General features: G+C 36.4%; 18 protein-coding genes. 17 read left to right on the top strand and 1 reads right to left on the bottom strand.

Features of this window, described 5'->3' with window-relative positions; translation table 11 throughout:
- Positions 1–40: 40 nt before the first annotated feature.
- From parE to LLS04_RS07870, 9 genes are all read left to right on the top strand, one after another.
- Positions 41–1,951, top strand: a complete 1,911-nt coding sequence (gene parE, locus LLS04_RS07910; protein ID WP_323611166.1) for a DNA topoisomerase IV subunit B — start codon at positions 41–43, stop codon at positions 1,949–1,951.
- The gene (gene parC / locus LLS04_RS07905) at positions 1,941–4,409 is read left to right on the top strand and encodes a DNA topoisomerase IV subunit A (protein WP_323611165.1); all 2,469 of its coding nucleotides are present in this window, start codon (positions 1,941–1,943) and stop codon (positions 4,407–4,409) included. The genes parE and parC overlap by 11 nt, the downstream gene beginning before the upstream one ends.
- Before the next feature lie 100 nt (positions 4,410–4,509).
- Positions 4,510–5,814, top strand: coding sequence for an adenylosuccinate lyase (gene purB, locus LLS04_RS07900; RefSeq protein ID WP_323611164.1), 1,305 nt, complete (start codon positions 4,510–4,512; stop codon positions 5,812–5,814).
- Positions 5,804–6,826, top strand: a complete 1,023-nt coding sequence (locus LLS04_RS07895) for a GTPase (protein WP_323611163.1) — start codon at positions 5,804–5,806, stop codon at positions 6,824–6,826. Before purB ends, LLS04_RS07895 begins: the two co-directional genes overlap by 11 nt.
- The gene (locus LLS04_RS07890) at positions 6,826–7,110 is read left to right on the top strand and encodes a YhbY family RNA-binding protein (RefSeq protein ID WP_323611162.1); all 285 of its coding nucleotides are present in this window, start codon (positions 6,826–6,828) and stop codon (positions 7,108–7,110) included. The genes LLS04_RS07895 and LLS04_RS07890 overlap by 1 nt, the downstream gene beginning before the upstream one ends.
- A 53-nt stretch (positions 7,111–7,163) precedes the next feature.
- Positions 7,164–8,117, top strand: coding sequence for a bis(5'-nucleosyl)-tetraphosphatase (symmetrical) YqeK (gene yqeK, locus LLS04_RS07885; RefSeq protein ID WP_323611161.1), 954 nt, complete (start codon positions 7,164–7,166; stop codon positions 8,115–8,117).
- Positions 8,110–8,448, top strand: a complete 339-nt coding sequence (gene rsfS / locus LLS04_RS07880) for a ribosome silencing factor (RefSeq protein ID WP_013853005.1) — start codon at positions 8,110–8,112, stop codon at positions 8,446–8,448. The genes yqeK and rsfS overlap by 8 nt, the downstream gene beginning before the upstream one ends.
- The gene (locus LLS04_RS07875) at positions 8,429–9,100 is read left to right on the top strand and encodes a class I SAM-dependent methyltransferase (protein ID WP_323611160.1); all 672 of its coding nucleotides are present in this window, start codon (positions 8,429–8,431) and stop codon (positions 9,098–9,100) included. The genes rsfS and LLS04_RS07875 overlap by 20 nt, the downstream gene beginning before the upstream one ends.
- On the top strand, positions 9,097–9,774 hold the full coding sequence (locus LLS04_RS07870) for a 5'-methylthioadenosine/adenosylhomocysteine nucleosidase (RefSeq protein ID WP_323611159.1): 678 nt from the start codon (positions 9,097–9,099) through the stop codon (positions 9,772–9,774). The genes LLS04_RS07875 and LLS04_RS07870 overlap by 4 nt, the downstream gene beginning before the upstream one ends.
- A gap of 56 nt (positions 9,775–9,830) precedes the next feature.
- Here the strand turns inward: LLS04_RS07870 and LLS04_RS07865 are convergent, their stop codons facing one another.
- Positions 9,831–10,355, bottom strand: a complete 525-nt coding sequence (locus LLS04_RS07865) for a hypothetical protein (protein WP_323611158.1) — start codon at positions 10,353–10,355, stop codon at positions 9,831–9,833.
- A 124-nt stretch (positions 10,356–10,479) separates the two neighbouring features.
- Between LLS04_RS07865 and LLS04_RS07860 the strand changes: the two genes are divergently transcribed.
- Genes LLS04_RS07860 through LLS04_RS07825 form a run of 8 tightly spaced genes read left to right on the top strand, consistent with a single transcriptional unit; the run spans position 10,480 to position 21,959 of the window.
- Positions 10,480–13,404, top strand: a complete 2,925-nt coding sequence (locus LLS04_RS07860) for an AAA family ATPase (RefSeq protein ID WP_323611157.1) — start codon at positions 10,480–10,482, stop codon at positions 13,402–13,404.
- On the top strand, positions 13,404–14,363 hold the full coding sequence (gene ftsY / locus LLS04_RS07855; protein WP_323611155.1) for a signal recognition particle-docking protein FtsY: 960 nt from the start codon (positions 13,404–13,406) through the stop codon (positions 14,361–14,363). The genes LLS04_RS07860 and ftsY overlap by 1 nt, the downstream gene beginning before the upstream one ends.
- Complete coding sequence (gene ylxM / locus LLS04_RS07850) at positions 14,353–14,670, top strand: YlxM family DNA-binding protein (protein ID WP_013853002.1); 318 nt, start codon at positions 14,353–14,355, stop codon at positions 14,668–14,670. The genes ftsY and ylxM overlap by 11 nt, the downstream gene beginning before the upstream one ends.
- On the top strand, positions 14,663–15,865 hold the full coding sequence (locus LLS04_RS07845; protein WP_323611151.1) for an acetate/propionate family kinase: 1,203 nt from the start codon (positions 14,663–14,665) through the stop codon (positions 15,863–15,865). The genes ylxM and LLS04_RS07845 overlap by 8 nt, the downstream gene beginning before the upstream one ends.
- Positions 15,852–16,775 (top strand): DHH family phosphoesterase, encoded by a 924-nt coding sequence (locus LLS04_RS07840; RefSeq protein ID WP_323611149.1) that lies wholly within the window; start codon positions 15,852–15,854, stop codon positions 16,773–16,775. Before LLS04_RS07845 ends, LLS04_RS07840 begins: the two co-directional genes overlap by 14 nt.
- A 39-nt stretch (positions 16,776–16,814) precedes the next feature.
- The gene (locus LLS04_RS07835) at positions 16,815–19,880 is read left to right on the top strand and encodes a DNA polymerase III subunit alpha (protein WP_323611147.1); all 3,066 of its coding nucleotides are present in this window, start codon (positions 16,815–16,817) and stop codon (positions 19,878–19,880) included.
- A gap of 20 nt (positions 19,881–19,900) precedes the next feature.
- On the top strand, positions 19,901–20,569 hold the full coding sequence (locus LLS04_RS07830; RefSeq protein WP_254006523.1) for a response regulator transcription factor: 669 nt from the start codon (positions 19,901–19,903) through the stop codon (positions 20,567–20,569).
- The gene (locus tag LLS04_RS07825; RefSeq protein WP_323611146.1) at positions 20,553–21,959 is read left to right on the top strand and encodes a sensor histidine kinase; all 1,407 of its coding nucleotides are present in this window, start codon (positions 20,553–20,555) and stop codon (positions 21,957–21,959) included. The genes LLS04_RS07830 and LLS04_RS07825 overlap by 17 nt, the downstream gene beginning before the upstream one ends.
- Positions 21,960–21,969 lie beyond the last annotated feature (10 nt).

The following is a 21,969-nucleotide window of genomic DNA, read 5'->3' as shown; positions in this document are numbered from 1 at the left end:
TAGGTCATGATATAATACACCTTGAGAGGAGTTGGAGAGCTTGAGTACACAAAATTATTCAGCATCAAGTATTGAAATTCTAGAAGGTCTTGAAGCTGTAAGAAAACGCCCTGGGATGTACATTGGATCTACCGATTCACGTGGTTTGCATCATTTAGTATGGGAAATTATGGATAATGCGATTGACGAGGCCCTTAATGGTTATGGGACGACAATTCGTTTAAATATAGAAGATGATATGACTGTATCGATTCGAGATGAGGGTCGAGGAATGCCGATTGAGACACACACGAGTGGAGTCAGTGCATTACAGGTCATTTTTACTGTGCTTCATGCCGGTGGAAAATTTTCTGAAGCAGGTGGGTATAAAACAAGTGGAGGTCTTCACGGTGTTGGTGCATCTGTTGTGAACGCGTTAAGCGAAGAGGTTAATGTGAGTGTCTTCCGTAAAGACGGAACTTATAATATGACTTTTAGAAATGGTGGTAAAGAAATTGAACCACTTAAAAAAACAAGTGATCGTGGTCCAATAGGAAGCCGTGTTCGTTTTAAAGCAGATCCAACGATTTTTAAAAATTCAAAATTTAGTTTTGATACTATTTGTGAACGCGTTCAAGAAAGTGCTTTTTTACTGCAAGGAATTCAATTTATCGTTACTGATGAGCGTGTTAATGTAACGCGCGAGTATCGCTACGAAAAAGGTCTGGAAGCGTTTATGGAATACATTCATGAGGATCAAGAAGTTCTAAACGACGTCATCCTATTAAATGGTTCTGATCAGGGTATTTCGGTTCAGATTGCGTTGCAATATAATGAAGGATACAATGAAGATACTTACTCATATGTAAACCTTGTTCGCACTCATGACGGAGGTACCCATGTTGCGGGTTTCCGTTCAGGATTTACAAAAGTTATTAATGAATGGGCACGTAAACATAACCTTCTTAAAGAGAAAGAAAAGAATTTTGAAGGGAATGATGTTCGCGAGGGGCTTTCAGTCATTCTTTCTGTAAGTATTCCGGAAAATTTACTTCAATTCGAAGGACAAACTAAAGGTAAACTGGGAACACCCGTTGCGAAAGGTGTTGTTGATGCAGTTATTTCAGAGCAATTACCTTACTACTTAGATGTTCATCATGAAGAAGCTACAAAGATTATTACGAAAATACAAAAAGCCTCCCATGCTCGTTTAGCTGCTCGAAAGGCACGAGAACAAGCACGAAATGGAAAGCGAAATAAAATTGAGCGCATTTTATCAGGAAAACTTGCAAATGCGCAAACCAGAAATAAAAATAAAAATGAATTGTATTTAGTGGAAGGGGATTCTGCGGGTGGTAGTGCAAAGCAAGGCCGTGATAGTAAATTCCAAGCTATTTTACCTTTACGAGGGAAAGTACTAAATACTCAAAAAGCAAAATTTGAAGATATTCTTAAAAATGAAGAACTTAATACCATCATTCATTGTGTAGGGGCAGGTGTGGGAAAAGATTTTGAATTAAAAGACTGTAACTATAACAAAATCATTATTATGACCGATGCGGATACAGATGGTGCCCACATTCAAGTGTTATTGTTAACCTTTTTCTTCAGACATATGCGTCCGCTAGTTGAAGCTGGATATGTTTACATTGCTCAACCGCCACTTTATCGTGTCAAATCCGGAAAGAACGTTCATTATGCTTATACAGAAGATGAATTGGAAACATACCGAAAACAATACGGTAAAATTGAATTGCAACGTTACAAAGGACTTGGTGAAATGAATGCGGATCAACTTTGGGAAACTACAATGGATCCAGAAACACGTTCGTTAATTCAAGTTCAAATTGATGACTTTTTAGTTGCAGATAAGCGTGTCTCAGTACTTATGGGAGATAAAGTTGATGTTCGTCGTGAATGGATTGAACAAAATGTCGCGTTTACGTTAGAGGAGGATCCACATGTCGCATGATTCATTGATTAAGTTACCTATCGAAGACATTGTTGGTGAACGATTTGGTAGGTATTCAAAATATATAATTCAGGAACGTGCACTCCCCGATGTACGTGATGGATTAAAACCAGTTCAACGTCGTATTTTGTATGCGATGTTTCATGATAAAAACTTTTATGATAAACCATATCGTAAATCTGCCAAAACAGTTGGTCTTGTAATTGGTAATTATCATCCGCACGGAGATAGTTCTGTTTATGAGGCAATGGTCCGTATGTCACAATCTTGGAAGATGAATATGCCGCTCATTGACATGCAAGGGAATAATGGGAGTATTGATGATGATCCTGCTGCTGCTATGCGTTATACGGAAGCACGTATTTCAAAATTATCACAAAAACTTTTAGAAAACATTGATGAAGAAGTAGTTCCATTTGTATTAAACTTTGATGATATGACGACAGAACCTTCTGTTTTACCGGCTCGTTATCCGAACCTTTTGGTAAACGGTTCTACAGGGATTGCCGCAGGATATGCAACAAACATTCCTCCGTTTAATCTCAATGAAATTATGGATGCGTCCATCTATCGTTTAAATAATCCAAATTGTAGTGTTGAAGAGATTATGACGATGGTTCAAGGTCCTGATTTTCCAACGGGTGCAATTATTCAAGGACAAGAAGGAATTGAAGATATCATTCGCAAGGGTAAGGGACGTATTGTAGTTCGTGCTAAAGCAGAGATTGTTGAAAATAAAAGCATGAAACAAATTGTCATTACAGAGTTGCCTTATGAGGTGATTAAGTCGAATGTAGTGCGTAAAATTGATGAATTACGTTTTACGAAAGCCAGTGAAGGTTTTGGCGATGTTATGGATGTTCGAGATGAATCGGACCGTACGGGTCTACGAATTGTTATTGACTGCAAACGGGATGCGAATGTCGAAAGCATTCTTAATCTCTTCTATAAATACACTGAATTGCAAGTTTATTACAATGCGAATATGGTTGCGATTGTAGATCAACGTCCTAAGGTTTGTGGTCTTTTAGAAGTGCTTGATGCATATTTGAAATTTAGACAAGAAGTTGTCTTAAATCGTAGTAAATATCGCTACGAACAAAAAGAAAAACGATTACATATTCTTGAAGGACTGATGAAAGCGACTTCAATCCTCGATGAAATTATTGCGGTTATTCGTAGTTCAAATAACCGATCAGAGTCTCGCAATAATATCATGGCTGAGTTTGGATTTACAGAAGCACAAGCGACTGCGATTGTTGATTTACAGTTATATCGTTTATCTTCAACAGATATTAATGCGCTTCGTGATGAGTTCGCTAAGCTTGCCAATGAGCTTGAATATCTCGATCTTGTTATTCATAATATCGATATGTTGAATAATATGATTGTTAAAGAGTTTATGGAAATAAAAGAAGCGTTTGATACACCGCGAAGATCTGCAATAGAAGCAGAGATTTCAGAATTGGAAGTGGATCATCTCAGTCTTATTACTAATGAAGCTGTCATGGTTACTGTATCGCGTGATGGATACCTTAAAAAAGTTTCCTTACGATCATATGGTTCAAGTCAAAAAGATGCGATCGCACTTATGGATGAAGATATGCCTGTATTCAGTTCAGAAGTTGAAACAACGGATTATCTCGTTTTTGTGACTTCAAAAGGGCGATATGGAATGATTTTAGTTCATGAGATTGACGAAGCACGTTGGCGCGATACGGGGTCACATATTAATCAATACATGAAATGCGATCCTAATGAAAAAATCATTAGTGTCTTTACGTTAAAATCATTTGATACGTATCGTTTTATTGTGACATCTACTGCATCCGGTATGATAAAGAAAACGGCAATTTCCGAACTTGAAGTAAAACGTACCAATCGACTTTACGATGTTATGAAGTTAGGTAAGCATGATGAATTAGTTGGTGCGGTTATTACTACAAATGATGAAAATTTACTTCTTGTAAGTAAAGAAGGTCAATGTATGCGTCTTGATCTCTCTGAGATTAATCCCATAGGACTTCGTGCTAAAGGCGTTATCGGGATGAAACTGAAACTTAATGATCGTGTTGTATCAACAATGGGCTTATCGGATGAATCTGAAGTTGTCTTTGTGTCGGATCGATTCCAAATGAAGCGGATTAAAGCACACGATATAGCGATAAACAATCGTGCAACACAAGGAACCTCTATTGTGAAGATGGTTAAGAGTAACCCGCACTATTTGGGAGAAATCTTTGTAGGAAATATTCAAGATCATATCTTAATTTATAATGATCATACTTCTATTATTCCAATTAAAGATGTTCCAATTATGTCTGCAGATGCTACCTTCTCAACGGTAACTTCCGAAAAAGATTTCTCAATATTGAGACCTCTTGTTCATGTTGTGAAAGTTGCAATTCCTAAAGTAGAAGATAAAAGCGTTACTGAACCTTTGAAACTTGATTTATAATTATGTATAATTGTAGGGTAGAGTTATTACGTTCGACCTTACAAAACCAAGTCTGGCGGTTGTATACTTCCAGACTTTATTATTTCAATTAGGAGGTTTTATGATTAATCGGTATTCAAGAGATGTAATGAAAACAATTTTTAACGATCAGTTTCGTTTTGAAGCGTGGCTCAAAGTCGAGATTCATGCAGCAGAGGCATTCAATCAACTGGGGGTAGTTCCAGATAACGATCTGAAAGCATTGCAAGAAAATGCTTCCTTTGATATCAATCGTATTTATGAAATTGAAGCTGAAACTCGCCATGATGTTGTCGCGTTTACAAGAGCGGTAAGTGAAACACTGGGTGATGAGAAACGATGGATTCATTACGGTTTGACGAGTACGGATGTTGTAGATACAGCCTATGGATATATTTATAAGCAAGCAAATGATATCTTAGAGCAGGGACTTTTGGATTTTATTGAAGTTTTAAGACAACAAGCGATACGATATAAGGACACCCCTTGTATTGGGCGAACACATGGAATTCATGCCGATATAACGAGCTTTGGACTAAAGTTTGCGCTTTGGTATGATGAAATGAATCGAAATCTTGGACGTTTTCAAGCTGCTCGCAGCGATTTAGAGGCGGGTAAAATCAGTGGGGCTGTTGGTAATTTTGCTAATACGGATCCATTTGTTCAAGATTATGTTTGTTCTCAATTAGGGATTACATCAACAAATATTTCAACACAAGTGTTGCAAAGAGATCGTCATGCCTTTTATATGTCAACGCTTGCAATGATTGCAACAAGTATTGAGAAAATTGCAACGGAGATTCGTCATCTTCAACGTACTGAAGTTGGAGAGGTTGAAGAATTCTTCAATAAAGGTCAAAAAGGTTCTTCGGCAATGCCACATAAGCGAAATCCAATAAGCAGTGAAAATATGGCGGGATGTGCACGTGTAATCCGTGGTTATATGCTAACTTCGTTTGAAAATGTTTCGTTATGGCATGAGCGTGATATATCCCATTCGAGTGCAGAACGAATTATTTTTCCGGATGCAATTACCTTATTAGACTATATGTTGCATCGATTTACACGAATTGTTGCGAATTTAGTTGTTTATGAAGACAAAATGATGGATAATATCAACTTGACACACGGTGTTATTTTTGCGCAACGTGTAATGACTACATTGATTGATAAAGCAGGTCTAAGTCGTGAAGAAGCGTATGACTTAATCCAGCCCCTTGCAATGGAGGCTTACAATACGCATACATCTTTCTTAGACGTGCTTATTGAAAACGGTAACGTATTAACATTGATGACTCAAGAACAATTAGAACAGTGTTTTGATTTAAACTACTTTTTAAGAAGAGTAGATACCATTTTTGAAAGGGTAAATATATATGGAAAATAAAAAATGCGTTGGTTGTGGTTCAGTATTACAAACTGAAGATACAATGGGACGTGGCTATGCGAAGGCAATTGAAAATGATTATTGTCAGTCGTGTTTTCGTTTAAAGCATTATCGTGATTTTAAACGGGTTAAAGCAGATGTGAATGATGGAACAACGCTTGAGTTTATTGAGCGTTTTGAAGGCCATATCTTGTGGGTTTTAGATATCATGCATCTGAATCAAAGTATGCACACAGGATTACTTCGTGCATTAAGAAATAAAAGTGTTGTGCTTGTTGTAAATAAGCGTGACCTTCTACCAAAGTCTGTTTCAAATAACAAACTTACAAATGCAATTATGCGATCATTAAAAGATGAAGATGTTTCGTTGATGGATATAGTCTACGTTTCTGCTTTGAAAAAGAATACACTTGAATCGTTAAATCCTTACTTAGAGGACGCTCCGTGTGCATTTGTTGGATGTGTCAACGCAGGAAAGTCGTCATTGCTTAATGCACTGATGGGTAAAAATGATTTATCGGTATCTCCAGTAGCTTCCACAACTGCAGATGTATTGCATATTGAGACGGAAAATTATGATGTTTATGATACACCGGGATTAAGCAATGAAACAAACCTTTTAACGAAGTTTACCGATGAGAACCTCGTGATGTTAGCGCCTCAAAAAACGCTCAAACCGGCAGTATATCAATTGTATGAAAAGCAAACAATTATGATTGGTAATTTAGGTGCCATCACAGTAAGTCCTAAATCACACGTTCATGTTGTCTCTTATCTTCCGTTTGAATTAAAACGTATTAAACCGGAACGACTTGAAGCAAATTTTGGATTAGAACATGAATTTATGATTCAAAATCCTTCCTATCGTAAGAAAAAGTGGCCTGTGACCGATAAGCATATTGATATCGAGATTTTCGATGTTGGATTTATTAGTATTCAAGGTGAATTAAAAGAATTAGAGACAAGTTTCGATAAAGAAGCTGAAGTCGTAATCAGAAAGGCGATCATTTAATGTTAAGTAAAGATCAAAAAAAAGAATTAAAACGAATTTCTCATGAGGAGAAAACAACTGTATTTATTGGGAAAAACGGATTAACAGAGACTGTATATGAAACATTCGAAACATCCATGTTAGCTCATAATCTTGTGAAAGTAAGTATCCAAAAGAATTCAGATGTTACCATTCTAGAAGCAGTTGAAGCGTTTGAAGACCGTTTTAGTTGTGATTTAGTAAGTAAAATAGGGCGTGTTGCGGTTCTCTATCGTTACAGTAAAAACGGACGTATTAAAGTTTGAGAAAAATAATCTTGTTTGGGGGGAGTTTTGACCCCATTCATGATGGTCATCTAATGATGGCAAAGAATGCCCTAAAACAACGTAAAGCGGATGAACTATGGTTTGTTGTAAGTGCGCAAAATCCTTTTAAAGAAGGTAGTTCTTCCTTTCATCATCGATTTAATATGGTTCAATTGATGATCGAACCTTATCACAAGATGAAAGCCATCGATCTTGAATCCAAATTACCTTTACCTTCCTATTCGATCGATACAGTTCGAATACTGAAAGCTCTGAACAGGGATTGCGAATTTGAATGGTTAATTGGTTCTGATCAATTGCCTAATCTAGACAAATGGAAAGATATTGACGAATTAAATCAAAGAGTACAATTCATCATGTATGCACGTGATTTTAATATTGAAACACAATTTCCGATTGTTGCAGGCCCCGTTTTACCGATAAGTTCGACCGACATCCGTAAGGGATTAATTACTAAGACTTCATCACGAGTTCTTCAATACATGACCAAACACAGTCTGTATCTGGACGAAATATTAAGAAATCGTGTTTCTCAAAAGCGTTATGAACATGTCTTGAGAGTTAAAGAAGTTGCTTTAGAATTAGCTGATGCTCATAATATTGATAAAGACCGGGTTACACTTGCTTGCATGATTCATGATTTATGTAAGGAAGATTCAAAAGAAAATTTACTTAATACCATGAAATCAAATTATCCCAGTCAAGTTGGATTACATCCGGCATTTTATCATGGATTTGCAGCGGCTTCGGAACTTTCAAAGAAATACTATGTTCGAGATAAGCAGGTTTTAAATGCAATTCGAGGACATGTTAATGGCGCATCAACAAATAAAATTGGAATGATTTTATATATTGCTGATAAGTGCGAACGGGGTAGAGGCTACGACAGTGAGCCCTTAATAACATTATCAAAACAAAACTTGGTTGATGGGTTTAAAGAAGTAAAAAAGGCACAAGATGCCTATTTAAGGAGACATAATGAATAATTTATTAGATGTGATTGTGAAAACAATAGATGAGAAAAAGGCAAATGACATTGTAACAGTAGATTTTAAACGAGAAAATCCACTTTGTGATTATTTTGTAATTGCGGATGCACCCAGTGTACGTCAAATTAATGCGATTGCTGAGTTTGTGGAAGTTGCAATTGAAAAAGAAGGATATAAAATCCGCAGTATTGAGCGTCAACACGGATCAACATGGATTCTTATTGATGCTTATGATGTAGTCGTCCACTTATTTTTAACTGAGGAACGTGGTCATTACAATTTAGAAAAACTTTATCAGGACTATATCGATGAAAACGTATTACGATAGTCTTTTTGCTTCAAAAGAAGGAACTCAGTTATATAAAGAATTTATCACAAAGCATGCGGTAGGAGAGTCATTACTTGAATTGGCATGTGGAACAGGTGATTTACTGAAGGAACTTAATGAACAGTATGATGTTAAAGGTGTTGATCTCGATGATTCAATGCTTGCACTTGGTTATGAAAAATATCCTGAATTAACGACGAAAATGGTTCAAGGTGATTTCTTAACCTACACAGATGAAAAAACTTATGACACTTTAGTATGTGTTGGTGATAGTCTCAATTACATTCTTACTGAGGAAGATTTATTAAAATTTGTAGATCAAAGCGTCAAGCTTTCATCACACATTATCTTAGATTGTCACCATCCTCATCGTTTGAACGAATTTGCGGATGATTATTATGAAGAAGGATCAACGGATTCCTTTGATTACGCATATCAAATTGAAGTTGATGGTTCTCACTTAGTCCATGTCATTAATTTTCTCGATGGAACATTTGACAGTGTATATCAGTGGGTGTTTAGTCCAGAAATTCTTATTTCTGCGTATGAGAAACACGGTTATTCAGTATGTACTTATACTGATTTTAACCAAGCAGGTATCAGTTCTGAAGGTGAAAAAGTGATGTTTGTCATCACAAAGGAGTGCATATGATTTTAATTATAGGTGCTATGCAAGAAGAAGTATCTGCATTAACATCATTGATGTCAGCAGTTGAGTCAAGTAATGTATCGGGAGTAGATGTATATACTGGTATACTTTCGAATCAAGAAGTGATCGTAGCGCAAAGTGGTGTCGGTAAAGTTAACGCAGCCTATACAGCTTCTTGCCTAATCGGAGCATTTAAGCCACAAATGGTATTAAACATTGGGAGTGCTGGGGGGCTAAGACCTGACCAAAAGCATGGTGATATGGTTGTTGCGACACACCTTCAATACCACGATCTTGATATTGGACCGGGTACTCAAACAGATAAACGATTTATTTTTGAGACAGATGCAAATCTTTTCCAAACAGCTAAGAAAACTCTTGAAAGTATGGAAAAGCGTTACCATGTCGGTCTTATCGTTTCGGGGGATCAATTTGTAACAAAGTCATCACAGGCATTCTTAAATATTCAAGAACATTTTTCAGAAGCTATCTGTGTTGAAATGGAAGCGACGGCGATTGCTCATGTGTGTCACCGTAGTCAAACACCATTTCTTGTCTTAAGAGGATTATCTGATGTTACGCATGACCCAGAAAATGACATTGATTTCGAACAATACTTACCTTTAGCAAGTAAAGTTAGTGCAACTTTATGTCAGGAATTTATTTTAAATCTATAAAAAAACGTACAAGTTAGTCTTGTACGTTTTCTTTTTCGATTTAAATCGTATTTGTTTTATGATTTTTTGTTTTCAATCCCATAAGGACCAGTCCAGAGACCGTTATCAAAAAACCATGTTTTCGGATCGTCGCTCGTAAAGGGATTGTCTTGTTTAAATACAAGCGTAGATTTCACATCTACCTTATCCTTTTTAACTTCAATTACGACAAATGCTGGATATTTTTCAACACCCAATAATTGTTTTAAGCGTGTTACAGATATGTTTTGAGCTTCAGACATATCAATTGAAATGATTTCCGGTGTGGGACGTACTTCTTGTTCTGTTGTTAAAGGTGCTAGTAAGGCATCTTCAACATAGTCAGAATCAGAATCACCATCTTTAAGTAAAAATACGTGTTGTCCTGGATTATCATTTAAAAAAGTCTGGATTTCATTAAGTTTAATAACCGTTTCGCTCTCAGGCATACCGGCACGCAGCGTTAGAGCACTTGTTTTGGGTTTAAATTGATCGTGTAAAACGACAAATAAAGACACGAGTGCAACTGCAGTAAACGCAATTAGAATAATTCGTTTTCGCATATTTCCTCCTAACGTAGCCAATAAAAGAATAGCACTTTGTAGACAGAAAATCAAATTGTTGGATACATCTTTCATGTTTCAAGATATTACGGTATAATAAGACCATATAAGAATGGGGGTTTCTATGTTCCTCAAAAAGATAGAAATGCAAGGTTTTAAATCATTTGCGGATAAAGTTATAATTAACTTCGATGATGCCGTTACTGGTATTGTAGGTCCAAATGGATGTGGGAAAAGTAACATTAGTGATGCGATACGTTGGGTTTTAGGAGAACAGTCCGTAAAATCAATGCGTGGCTCGAGTATGACTGATGTTATTTTTAATGGGTCTGAAACGCGCCGGAAGGTTAACCTTGCGGAGGTTACACTCGTCTTCAATAACGAAGCACGACCACTCAATAGTGACTATGAAGAATTAGAAATAACGCGTAGACTTTATCGAGATACACGAGAATCGGAATATCTCATTAATAAAGTTCCGTGCCGATTACGCGATGTCCATGATTTAGTTATGGACACGGGATTAGGTAGAGACTCATTATCGATTATTTCACAAGGGACAATCAGTTATTTTGCGGAGGCAAAGCCAATTGAACGTCGTGTTATTTTCGAAGAGGCAGCAGGGGTTTCCAAATACAAAAAACGCAAGATTGAATCCATCAATAAACTTGAACGTACAAAAGAAAATGTTGATCGAATGCAAGATATTGTGGATGAAATAACACGTCAAGTGGGTTCTTTAAAGCGTGCTGCGAAAAAAGCGGAACAATACAAAGAAAAAAAAGCATTGCTTGAGTCAATTGAGGTTTCTGTAATTTGTCGTGAAATTAAAGAACTAGAAGAACTTATTGATTCGAATAAAAACGATACCTATCGTTTGGAGTCAGAGATTGCTTCTTTAGAAACAAATATTGGTGTTTATGACCATGAGCTTCAAGAAAAACGTCAAGAAATATTTAAAATGGATCAAGATATTGTTAAAGGACAAGAGAAGGTGATGCAATTTGTCCGTGAAATCGGTATTTTGGAAACACGTAAAGTTGAAATTGATGAGCGTCGTAAGTACACCTTAGAAGTTGGTGACAAACAAGCTAAAGCTCAAGAATTGTTTGCGGCGATGAATGATGCCAAGTTGGAATTTGACGAACGAAAAGAACGTCAAAAAAAACTGAATGCGGAAGTTGAACTTTTAACAGAATCCACTTACGAAAAGAATAGAGAACTCGCAGATAAACAACAATCACTCAATGCTTTAATGTCATCATTAAACCAATTAAAAAACCGCTTAGAACTTGTTGTGCATCGTTTAGAGCGACCTTTCGAATCTCAAGCAGGGGTTCAAGCGGTTATGAACAACAAAGCGTCTCTTTTTGGAGTTCTTGATGCAGTTGGAAATGTTTTTACGCCTGAGTCCGGTTTAGAATTAGCGATAACAACCGCTTTAGCGGGATCGATGGTTCATATCGTTACAGAAAACGATAAAGCTGCCGTAAACGCCATTAATTTTCTAAAGAAAAATATGTCGGGAAGAGCAACCTTTATTCCTTTAACTTCATGTAAGTCACGTTCTGTTTCTGAAGATGCTCTAACTGTTTGTGAACATGCATCAGGATTTATGGGCGTTGCTTCAGATTTTGTATCAAATGATGATGTGTTTGATATTTTAAAAGAAAGCTTGCTTGGGAATGTTCTTGTTGTATCTACAATTGAAGATGCAAACCGTCTTGCTAAGCAACTCCATCATTCTTACAAAATTGTTACACTTGATGGTGATGTAATGCACCGCGGTGGAACAATGTCTGGTGGTAAAACAAAAAATAATCAGCAATCAATGCTAACGCTTAAACGCGACAAGGAATCGTTAGAAGAAGAAATTACAAAATTAAAAGATCGTATCGTATTTTCGGAAAATGAAGTACGCATGTTACAAACGACTTTAAAAGAGACGAATGATGTTTTAATGCAACGTCGCATTGCATTAGCTCAATTAGAACCTTTACTAGATGTTAAACGCTCTAAATATGAACGTTTGCAACAAGAGTATGAGGAAATAAATCCAAACGACGAGTTTATGACGGAAGATGTTGTAGATGAAGTTATTGGAAAATTGAATCGTGCTTATATGGAACGCGATGAATTAAGTTCTAATCTTGCATTAATTCGAGAACGTCGTTTAGCCCTCGGTAATGAGGTGCAACGTAAGGAAGTATTGATTCGTCAATACCGCAGCGATCCGAATAAACTAACACAAGAAAAACATCAGGTTAATTTAAGTGATACGAAACATGCGACACGGCTTGAATCAAATCTTGAGCGTTTGTCCAGCGAGTATCAAATGACCTTTGAGTATGCTCTTGAAAATATTTATGATGAATCAGCAGCAAACAGTCGCGACGAGGTTCTTAAGTTGCGTGGTGAAATTGCTGCGTTAGGAAATGTAAACCTTGAAGCTCCGGAAGAATACCAAGAGGCGTTTGAGCGTCACGATTTCTTAACAAAACAACTCGATGATTTGATTTCTTCACGGGATAAACTTCTCGGTGTCATTGAAGAGATGGATCAAATAATGGTCAAACAGTTCAAAGAAATGTTTGATAAGATTAACGCGGAATTGGGACCGGTTTTTGGAGCGTTATTTGGTGGCGGTAAGGCTAAACTTGTATTAGAAGATGAAAATGATCTGTTAAATACAGGTATTGATATTGATGTACAACCACCAGGGAAATCCGTTCAAAATATTCGTTTGTTTTCGGGTGGTGAGAAGAGTTTAATTGCAATTTCAGTACTGTTTGCAATTTTAAAAGCCCGTCATGTTCCACTTTGTATTTTTGATGAGGTTGAAGCTGCGTTGGATCAAGCTAACGTAGAGCGCCTAGCAAACTATATAAAGGACTTCAGTGATGATACGCAGTTCTTGGTGATTACACATAGATCCGGAACGATGGCGCAATGTGATGTCTTGTATGGCGTTACAATGCCTACACGGGGTGTTTCATCGATGCTACGCGTACGATTGGATGAAGCAATTGAATTAAAGGAGGAAGCATAATGGGATTTTTTGATATGTTTAAAAAATCGAATAAAAAAGATCAAAAAGAACAGGCACTTTACTCAACGGGTTTAGATTCTACTAAAGCATCTTTTGGTAATAAATTAAAACAAATGTTCACTGGGAAACCAAAGTTTGATGATGCTTGGTATGATCATCTATTAGCGGTTTTGATTCAAAGTGATGTATCGTTGAAAAGTGCTCAAAAAATTATAAAAACATTTAGAAAAAGTGTTAAGACTTCAATGAGTGAAGAAGAAGCATTAGAGACTCTTGTTGAAGTGATTTTAAGACAGTATGGTGATAATTTAGAGCCTTATGCCATTGAACCGGGACGACTTAATGCAATTTTGGTCGTAGGTGTGAATGGTTCTGGGAAAACGACGACATGCGCTAAATTAGCTTACAACTACCAACAAGAAGGCTATAAAGTTTTGTTGGTAGGTGGTGACACATTTAGAGCTGCCGGAAGTAATCAACTCAAAGTTTGGGCCGATGAGATTGGTGTGGACTTTGTTGGTGGTAAAGATAATCAGGATCCCGCATCTGTTTATGTGGATGCCGCACGATATGCTAAGGAACATGATTTTGACGTTATGATTTGTGATAGTGCAGGTCGTTTACAAAACAAAGTTAATCTCATGAAAGAACTTGAAAAAATGAAGCGTGTTTTAGAGCGTGAGGTTGGAAGTATCGATCACACTTATCTTGTTATTGATGGCAATACAGGTCAAAACGGATTATCTCAAGCGAAAACCTTTACCGAGGTGACTCCGGTTAATTCTTTAATTGTTACAAAACTCGATGGTTCGCCCAAAGGCGGGGTGCTGTTGAGTATTAAAGATGAATTGGATCTCAAGGTAAGCCATATTGGTTTAGGAGAAACAGTGGGGGATCTTAGAGCTTTCGATATTGAAAGCTATCTGTATCATCTTGTTAATGATAATCATGAGCGTTGAGAAAGCAGTCGAGTTAAATCGATTATTTGATTACTATGAAAGTTTGTTAACAGAAAAACAAATACAAGTTTTTCAATATTATTACCAAGATGACTTGTCATATCAAGAAATTGCGGATATCCTTAATATTAGTCGTTCGGCTGTTTATGATAACTTAAATCGAACAACCCGATTACTCGAAGAGTATGAGCAAAAGTTGGGAGTTGCGACATCCTATCAAAAATTATTTGATAAACTTTATGCCCTTGGGGATGGGGAAGTCAATAAAATCTTAGATGATTTCAATAGAGGAGGAAATTATGAGTAAAGTTTTAGCGGTAAATGCCGGAAGTAGTTCATTGAAATTTCAATTATTAGAAATGCCAGAAGCAGAAGTGCTTACAAGTGGTATTGTTGAACGTATTGGTTTAAATGATGGAATTATCACATTTAAATATAACGATCAAAAAGATACAGATACATTAGATATTCCCGATCATCACGTAGCGGTCGATCTGGTGTTAAAAGGTCTTGTGGAAAAAAGTATTGTTTCTGATTTATCAGAAATTGTAGTTGCAGGTCACCGTGTTGTTCATGGTGGTGAATTTTTCCAAGGAAGTGCATTATGTGATGAAGTGTCAGTAGCTCAAGTTGAAGAACTTGCAGATTTAGCGCCATTACATAACCCAGCAAACTTGATTGGATATCGTGCATTTAAAGAAGCATTGCCAAATGCGACACATATCTTTGCATTTGACACTGCTTTCCATCAAACAATGCCTGAAGAAGTGTATATGTATGCATTACCATACGAGTACTACAGTGATTTAGCTGTTCGTCGTTATGGTGCACACGGTATTTCACATGAATATGTAGCACAACGTACGGCTGAATTAATGGGTAAAAAAGTTGAAGATGTTAACTTGATTACACTTCACTTAGGAAATGGCGCATCAATTTCTGCTGTTAAAGGTGGAAAATGTGTTAATACATCGATGGGATTTACACCATTAGCTGGATTAATGATGGGTACACGTACCGGGGATTTAGATCCTGCAATCGTTACTTACTTAATGCGTAAACTTGATATTACTGCAGAAGAAGTTCTTGATATCTTCAATAAAAAATCAGGTATGGCAGGAATTAGTGGAATCTCAAGTGATGCACGCGATATCGAAAACGGCATCGACGAAGGTAATGAACGTGCAATTTTAACACGCAAGATGTATGCACAACGTGTATTAGAATATGTTGGTGCTTATGCACTTCAATTAGGTCATGTTGATGGACTTGTCTTTACAGCAGGACTTGGTGAAAACGATACAGGGACTCGTGAAGCAATTTTAGATGTATTGCAACCAGGTCTAAAACTTGATTACGATCGTGAATTAAACAACAAAACACGTGGTAAAGAAGTTAAATTAAGTACTGATGCTTCATCAATGGATATTTGGGTTTGTCCAACAAATGAAGAATTAGTCATTGCGACTGATGCCTACCGTATTCACAATGAACAAAACTAAATTTCTAGAATATGTTGAGTCCTTTGATAAAATTTGCTTATTTCGTCATGTTCAACCGGATGGAGATGCATTAGGGTCTCAGGTAGGGCTGGCAAAATGGTTAAGGTTAAATTATCCAGAAAAGGAAATTTTGATGTTAGGAAGCGATCTTCATAATTTTACGATTTATGAACCCATGGATTGTGTAGAAGACCTCGGATCATTTCTAGCAATTGTACTGGATAGTGCAAATCAAGAGCGAATTGATGATCAACGTTATCAAGAGGCAGATACAATTATTAAGATTGACCATCATCCAGAAGTGGATGCCTATGGCGATCTACAGATTGTTGATTCAAGTCGTGGAAGTGTTTGTGAGATCGTTGCAGATTTATTACATGAACTTCAAATGAAGATGAATGAATCCGTTGCAAATACGCTTCTGTCAGGTATTTTGACGGATACACAAAAATTTTCAATTGAAACGACTTCATCCAAAACACTTCGTGCAGCAGCATGGCTTATGGACGAAGGGGCAAATATCACAAAACTTAATCATGCACTTTTTTTACGAACACGTAGAAATTTTGAGATTAATCGTGAAATTCAAAACCATATCCAGGTTAAAGATGCATTTGCCTATGTGATTATTAATCAAGCGTTACTTGACCAAATGGAAATCACAGAATCAGATGCAAAAATGTTTACTGGATCAATGGCTGGAGTTCGTGAATTTAAAATTTGGGGATTGTTTATCCAGACTGAAGACGGATCCTTTAAAGCTTCGTTGAGATCTCAAAACAATACCATTAATACAATTGCGCAACGTTATAACGGTGGTGGACATCGCTTAGCCTGTGGCATTAAAGGTTTAACGCATGAAACTATGGAGACGTTAATCAATGAATTGGCAGAAACATCGCTATTATAGCGATGTTTTTTCATGTATAATAATATTAGAGGTGGCAAAATGGCGACACACTTAATGGTCCGCAGTCATTATTCTCTATTGCAGGGGATGATGCCTGTTGAATTAATCTGCGAAAAAGCGAAACATAATGAATCAAAGAGCATTGCCTTAACAGATCGGCATGTTCTTTTTGGTGCATTGGATTTTTATAATGCAGCACGTAAACATAATATTAAGCCTATTTATGGCATGGAAATTACAATCTCTGAGAATGAATCCAATTACGATTCATTAGTGCTTGCACGAACTAATAAAGGATATCAGGGCTTAATCCATTTATCTTACTTACTTTCAAAACAAGCTTCTATTTCGGAAGCGGATGTAATGCCTTTTGAATCCGAATTAATCTTTATTGCCTATTCAGAACAGGGTCCATTTGAAAAAGGCATGTTGAGTAAAAACCTCGATGAAGTGGCAGATACGATGGAACGTTTAAAACAAATGTTCTCATATTTTTATATAGGCTTATCACATCAAGAATCTGGATTTTTTTCATCGGTTAATGATCAGCTGCGACAAATGGCTGTTTTACGAGAAATTGAATGTGTTGCACTTCCTAAAGTATATTATGAAAACAAAAATGATGAGGAAGCGTTTCGGGCGCTACAAGCAATCGATAAAAGCACATATTTAGAGGATAAAACACTCGTGTCCTCGCCAAATCGGAATTTTATTAATGATGATGATTTTAAGTCGCGGTATTCAGAAACAGAGATATTATTAACTGATACAATTGCTGAGATGTGTAATGTATCAATTATGAATCTCACAACTGAGTTGCCGGAATTTGAGACACATCAAGAAGTAAGTAATAAAGTTTTCTTAGAACAACTAAGTCATTTTGGATTAAAACGGAGGTTAAACAATTCTGTTCCAGAAAAATATCGTGAACGATTGAATTATGAGTTAAAAATAATCAATGAAATGAACTTCACTGATTATTTTTTAATCGTTTACGACGTTATTCGTTACGCTAAGAAGGAGGGGATTTATGTAGGACCTGGTCGTGGGAGTTCTGCGGGTTCTCTTGTTGCATATTGCTTGGGTATTGTTGAAATTGATCCTATTGAATACGACCTATTGTTTGAGCGTTTTTTGAATCCAGAACGTGTTTCTATGCCGGATATTGATATTGATTTTCCGGATGATAAACGACAATTTGTAATTGATTATGTAAGAAATAAATATGGAGATGACTATGTTGCGCACATTGTAACATTCGGAACGCTTAAAGCACGTCAGGCTTTTCGTGATACAGCGCGCGTTCTACAAGTTCCAATCCGTAAAGTGGACCAAGTATCGAAGCTTATCGATCCAACGTTGAGTTTAAACGACAATTACAATAAAAACAGTCGATTTAAATCACTGATTCAATCAGAGGATCTTTTAAATAAAACCTTTGAGCTTGCATGTAAGATAGAGGGGATGCCACGACATACCTCAACACATGCGGCAGGTATTGTTTTAAGCAAAAAACCTCTTGATACTGTTGTTCCGGTTATTCAGTTGGATTCGGAAACTAAAGCAGTCCAATATGAGATGAGTTATCTTGAGTCCATTGGTTTAGTGAAAATCGATTTTTTAGGTTTGAGAAATCTAACGATTATTGACAATATTAGCCGGCAAATTAATGAGTCTGAATCTTTTGATATTATGTCAATTCCACTAGATGAAAAAAAAACGTATGACTTGATTTCACGGGCTGAGACGGTTGGTGTTTTCCAACTTGAATCGGATGGAATGAAGGCATTGTTGAAGAAAGTTAAACCTCACAAGTTTAGTGATATCGTTGATACGGTTGCCTTATTTAGACCGGGTCCGATGGAGAATATTCCTTTATATCTAGAGAATCGCGATCACCCAGAAAAGGTCAAATACATTCATGATGATTTGAAGAGAATTACGGAAAGTACAAATGGTATTTTGATATATCAAGAACAGATTATGCAAGTTGCTCAGATTATGGCTGGATTCAGTTTAGCTCGAGCAGATATTTTACGGAAAGCAATGGGAAAAAAGAATGCTAAAGAACTGGATGGATTAAAAACGGAGTTTATCCAAGGATGTATTAATAAAGGCCATAATGAAATCTTTGCGGAAGAACTCTTTTCACTTATTTATAAATTCGCAAACTATGGTTTTAATAAATCTCACTCAGTTGCATATGGGCTAATTGCTTATCAATTATCATATTTAAAGGCTAATTATCCACACTTGTTCTATACCTATCTTTTAACCAGTGTTATTGGTAGTGAGGTTAAGACACGGCAATACATTGATGAATGTCGTCGACGAAAGGTGGACTTACGTCCTGTTAATTTAGAACAAAGCAGCAACAGTTATACACTTGAAGGGTATGCAATTCGCTTGCCATTTACGGTAATTAAGGGTATTAGTAAAAGTATCGGAGCTAAAATTCAAAGTGAGGTTCATGAAAATGGTCCGTATTTGAGTTACTATAATGCCATCAGCCGTTTAAATCTTGTGGGAATTAAGAAAAACCAGTTTGAATTGCTTATTCAAGCAGGAGCTTTTGATTATTTAAATTCAGATCGTTTAAGTATGATTGCGTCACTCGAAGAAGCACTACGGTATGCGAATATCATTCGTGTTGAAAAAGATGGACAGTCATCTTTAAATATGGATTTAATCAGTGAACCGATTTTCACAGTGGTAGCTGAAAATCGAAGACAAGTTTTAAATGATGAATTGGTTGTCTTAGGATTTTATTTCAGTGAACATCCAACCTTGCGTTTGAAACAGAAGCATGAATCGGATTCATTGATTGAAGTCAAAGTTCGTGATAAATATTTCAGAATCATCGCGATGGTCGATCGAATTAAGCTGCATCGGACGAAAAAAGGGGACCAAATGGCCTTTATTCAGTTAAGCGATGATACAGGTTTGATTGATGGAGTGGTATTTCCGTCAGTATATGATAAAATAAAAGTGAACCTAGAAATAGGAGCACTTGTCTTAGTGAAGGGGCAGATGCGTGAACCAGGATCTTCGATCATAATGGATATGTATCGATTTGATTCAAAACCGGAGTTTCACGAATCATAAAATGAAAGAGGTGAATTCACATGGTTAGATTTTTGATTGTAGATGATGAAGAGAAAATTAGAGAAGTTGCTAAGGAATATGCAAAGGCAACGGGGTTATTATGTGATGAGGCGTCCGATGGAGCTGAAGCAATTGAAATGGTCAAAACTAATGACTATGATGTTGTGGTTTTAGATATCATGATGCCAAATCTTGATGGTTTTACTGCATGTCGTGAAATAAAGAAAATCAAAGATGTTCCGATAATTATGTTATCTGCACGTCAAGAGGAGTTCGATAAGTTGCTAGGGTTTGAATTGGGGATTGATGACTATGTCACAAAACCGTTCTCACCTAAAGAATTAATGGCTCGTATTAAAGCTGTGAGTGAACGTGCCAAAGGGATGAAACACAGTGTTTATTCATTTGGTGGTCTTGAAGTGGATATTACCGGACGTAATTTAATCATTGATGGTGAACGTATTAATGTCACACCGAAAGAGTTTGATTTGTTGGTCTTCCTGATTCAACATAAAGATCAAGCGTTATCACGAGATGTGCTATTAGATAAAGTATGGAATTATAATTATTATGGTGATTATCGTACCGTCGATACTCATATTAAAATGTTAAGACAAAACTTAGGTCCATATCGTGACTATATTGTTACGGTTCGTGGAACAGGTTACAAGTTTGAAATCAACAACTAAGAATATGGCATTTCGTATTTGGTTCTATTTCCTATTACTAACAGGGATTATGCTGTTATTTTTATGGATGTTACAAATTTCGTTTATAGGACCTTATTACGAACGCAATCGATCTCAAACAATTCAAATGAAGGTTACTGAGATTGAACGATTATTAGAACGATCGGATATTTCAATCGTTGAGGAAGCAACAGGGAAAATTCTAGCTACGGAAAATATGTGTATTAGTATCTATAATGATCTTGGGGTTCGTACTTATATTGGTGAGAACCCCAATATTCCCTGCCAGTTAAACAATCTGAAAAATTCAACAATGAAAGAATATATGATTATGGCTGACAATGCTCCGACACGCGATTTTTCGATTAATTTTAATAATGGAATTCATGAACAAGGAATGTATTTTTATGGCAGAAGTACGCTTATTAATGGTAAACCCAATTATATTTTTGTTATTTCTCCTATAAAACTTTTAGATTCAACGGTATTTGTTTTGAAAAGACAATTTGGATTGTTGGCACTTGTAGTCTTTAGTGTTGCGACAATTGTTGCTTTTATTTTATCGAAGCGACTTTCAAGTCCAATTACTAAAATTACGAGTAGTGCTAAAAAGTTAGCTGATGGGGATTTGTCAGTGGATTTTGAAGGAAATGATTATTCTGAAGTTGAAACACTTGCGAGTACTTTGAACTATGCTACACAAGAGTTTCGTAAAACGGATGAATTACGTAGGGACTTGGTTGCTAACGTTTCACATGATATCAAAACCCCTCTAACAATGATTAAGGCCTATGCAGAGATGATTCAGGATATCTCAGGAGATAATCCCGAAATGCGCGAACAGCATCTTAATGTTATTGTAGATGAAGTTAATCATTTGGAGCGTTTAGTAAATGATATGTTGACACTATCTAAATATGAAGCCAATGTTTTTGATATTAAAGAAACTGAATATTTTATGTTACAGCAAATTCATATGACGACACATTTATTCTTAGCGATGGATCCGCAATTTGAAATTCACTGCGACCCCAATTTAATGGTGCTGGCTGATGAAATAAAAATGGGACAGGTTCTATACAATTATATTAATAATGCTACGAAGTATGTTGGTGACGATAATGTAATTGTAATTAAAGCAGACGTTGAGGGTGATGTCGTTGTTGTTTCAGTAACAGATCATGGAATCGGAATCAGTCCGGATATTATCGATCATATCTGGGATCGATACTATAAAATTGATAAAAACTATCAACGAAGTGGTTCCAGTAGTGGACTTGGATTATCAATCGTTAAAGCGATATGTGATGCAAGTGGATCAAAATATTGGGTGGAATCAGAACTCGGTGTGGGTACATCATTCTTCTATTCCGTAAAAAAAGCAAAATAAAAGTTAGGAC

This window comes from Erysipelothrix enhydrae (assembly GCF_035066605.1).
In the GTDB taxonomy this organism is placed as follows: domain Bacteria; phylum Bacillota_I; class Bacilli_A; order Erysipelotrichales; family Erysipelotrichaceae; genus Erysipelothrix; species Erysipelothrix amsterdamensis.
The sequence above is the reverse complement of the archived record's forward strand: the minus strand, read 5'-3'. Positions and strand labels throughout refer to the sequence as shown.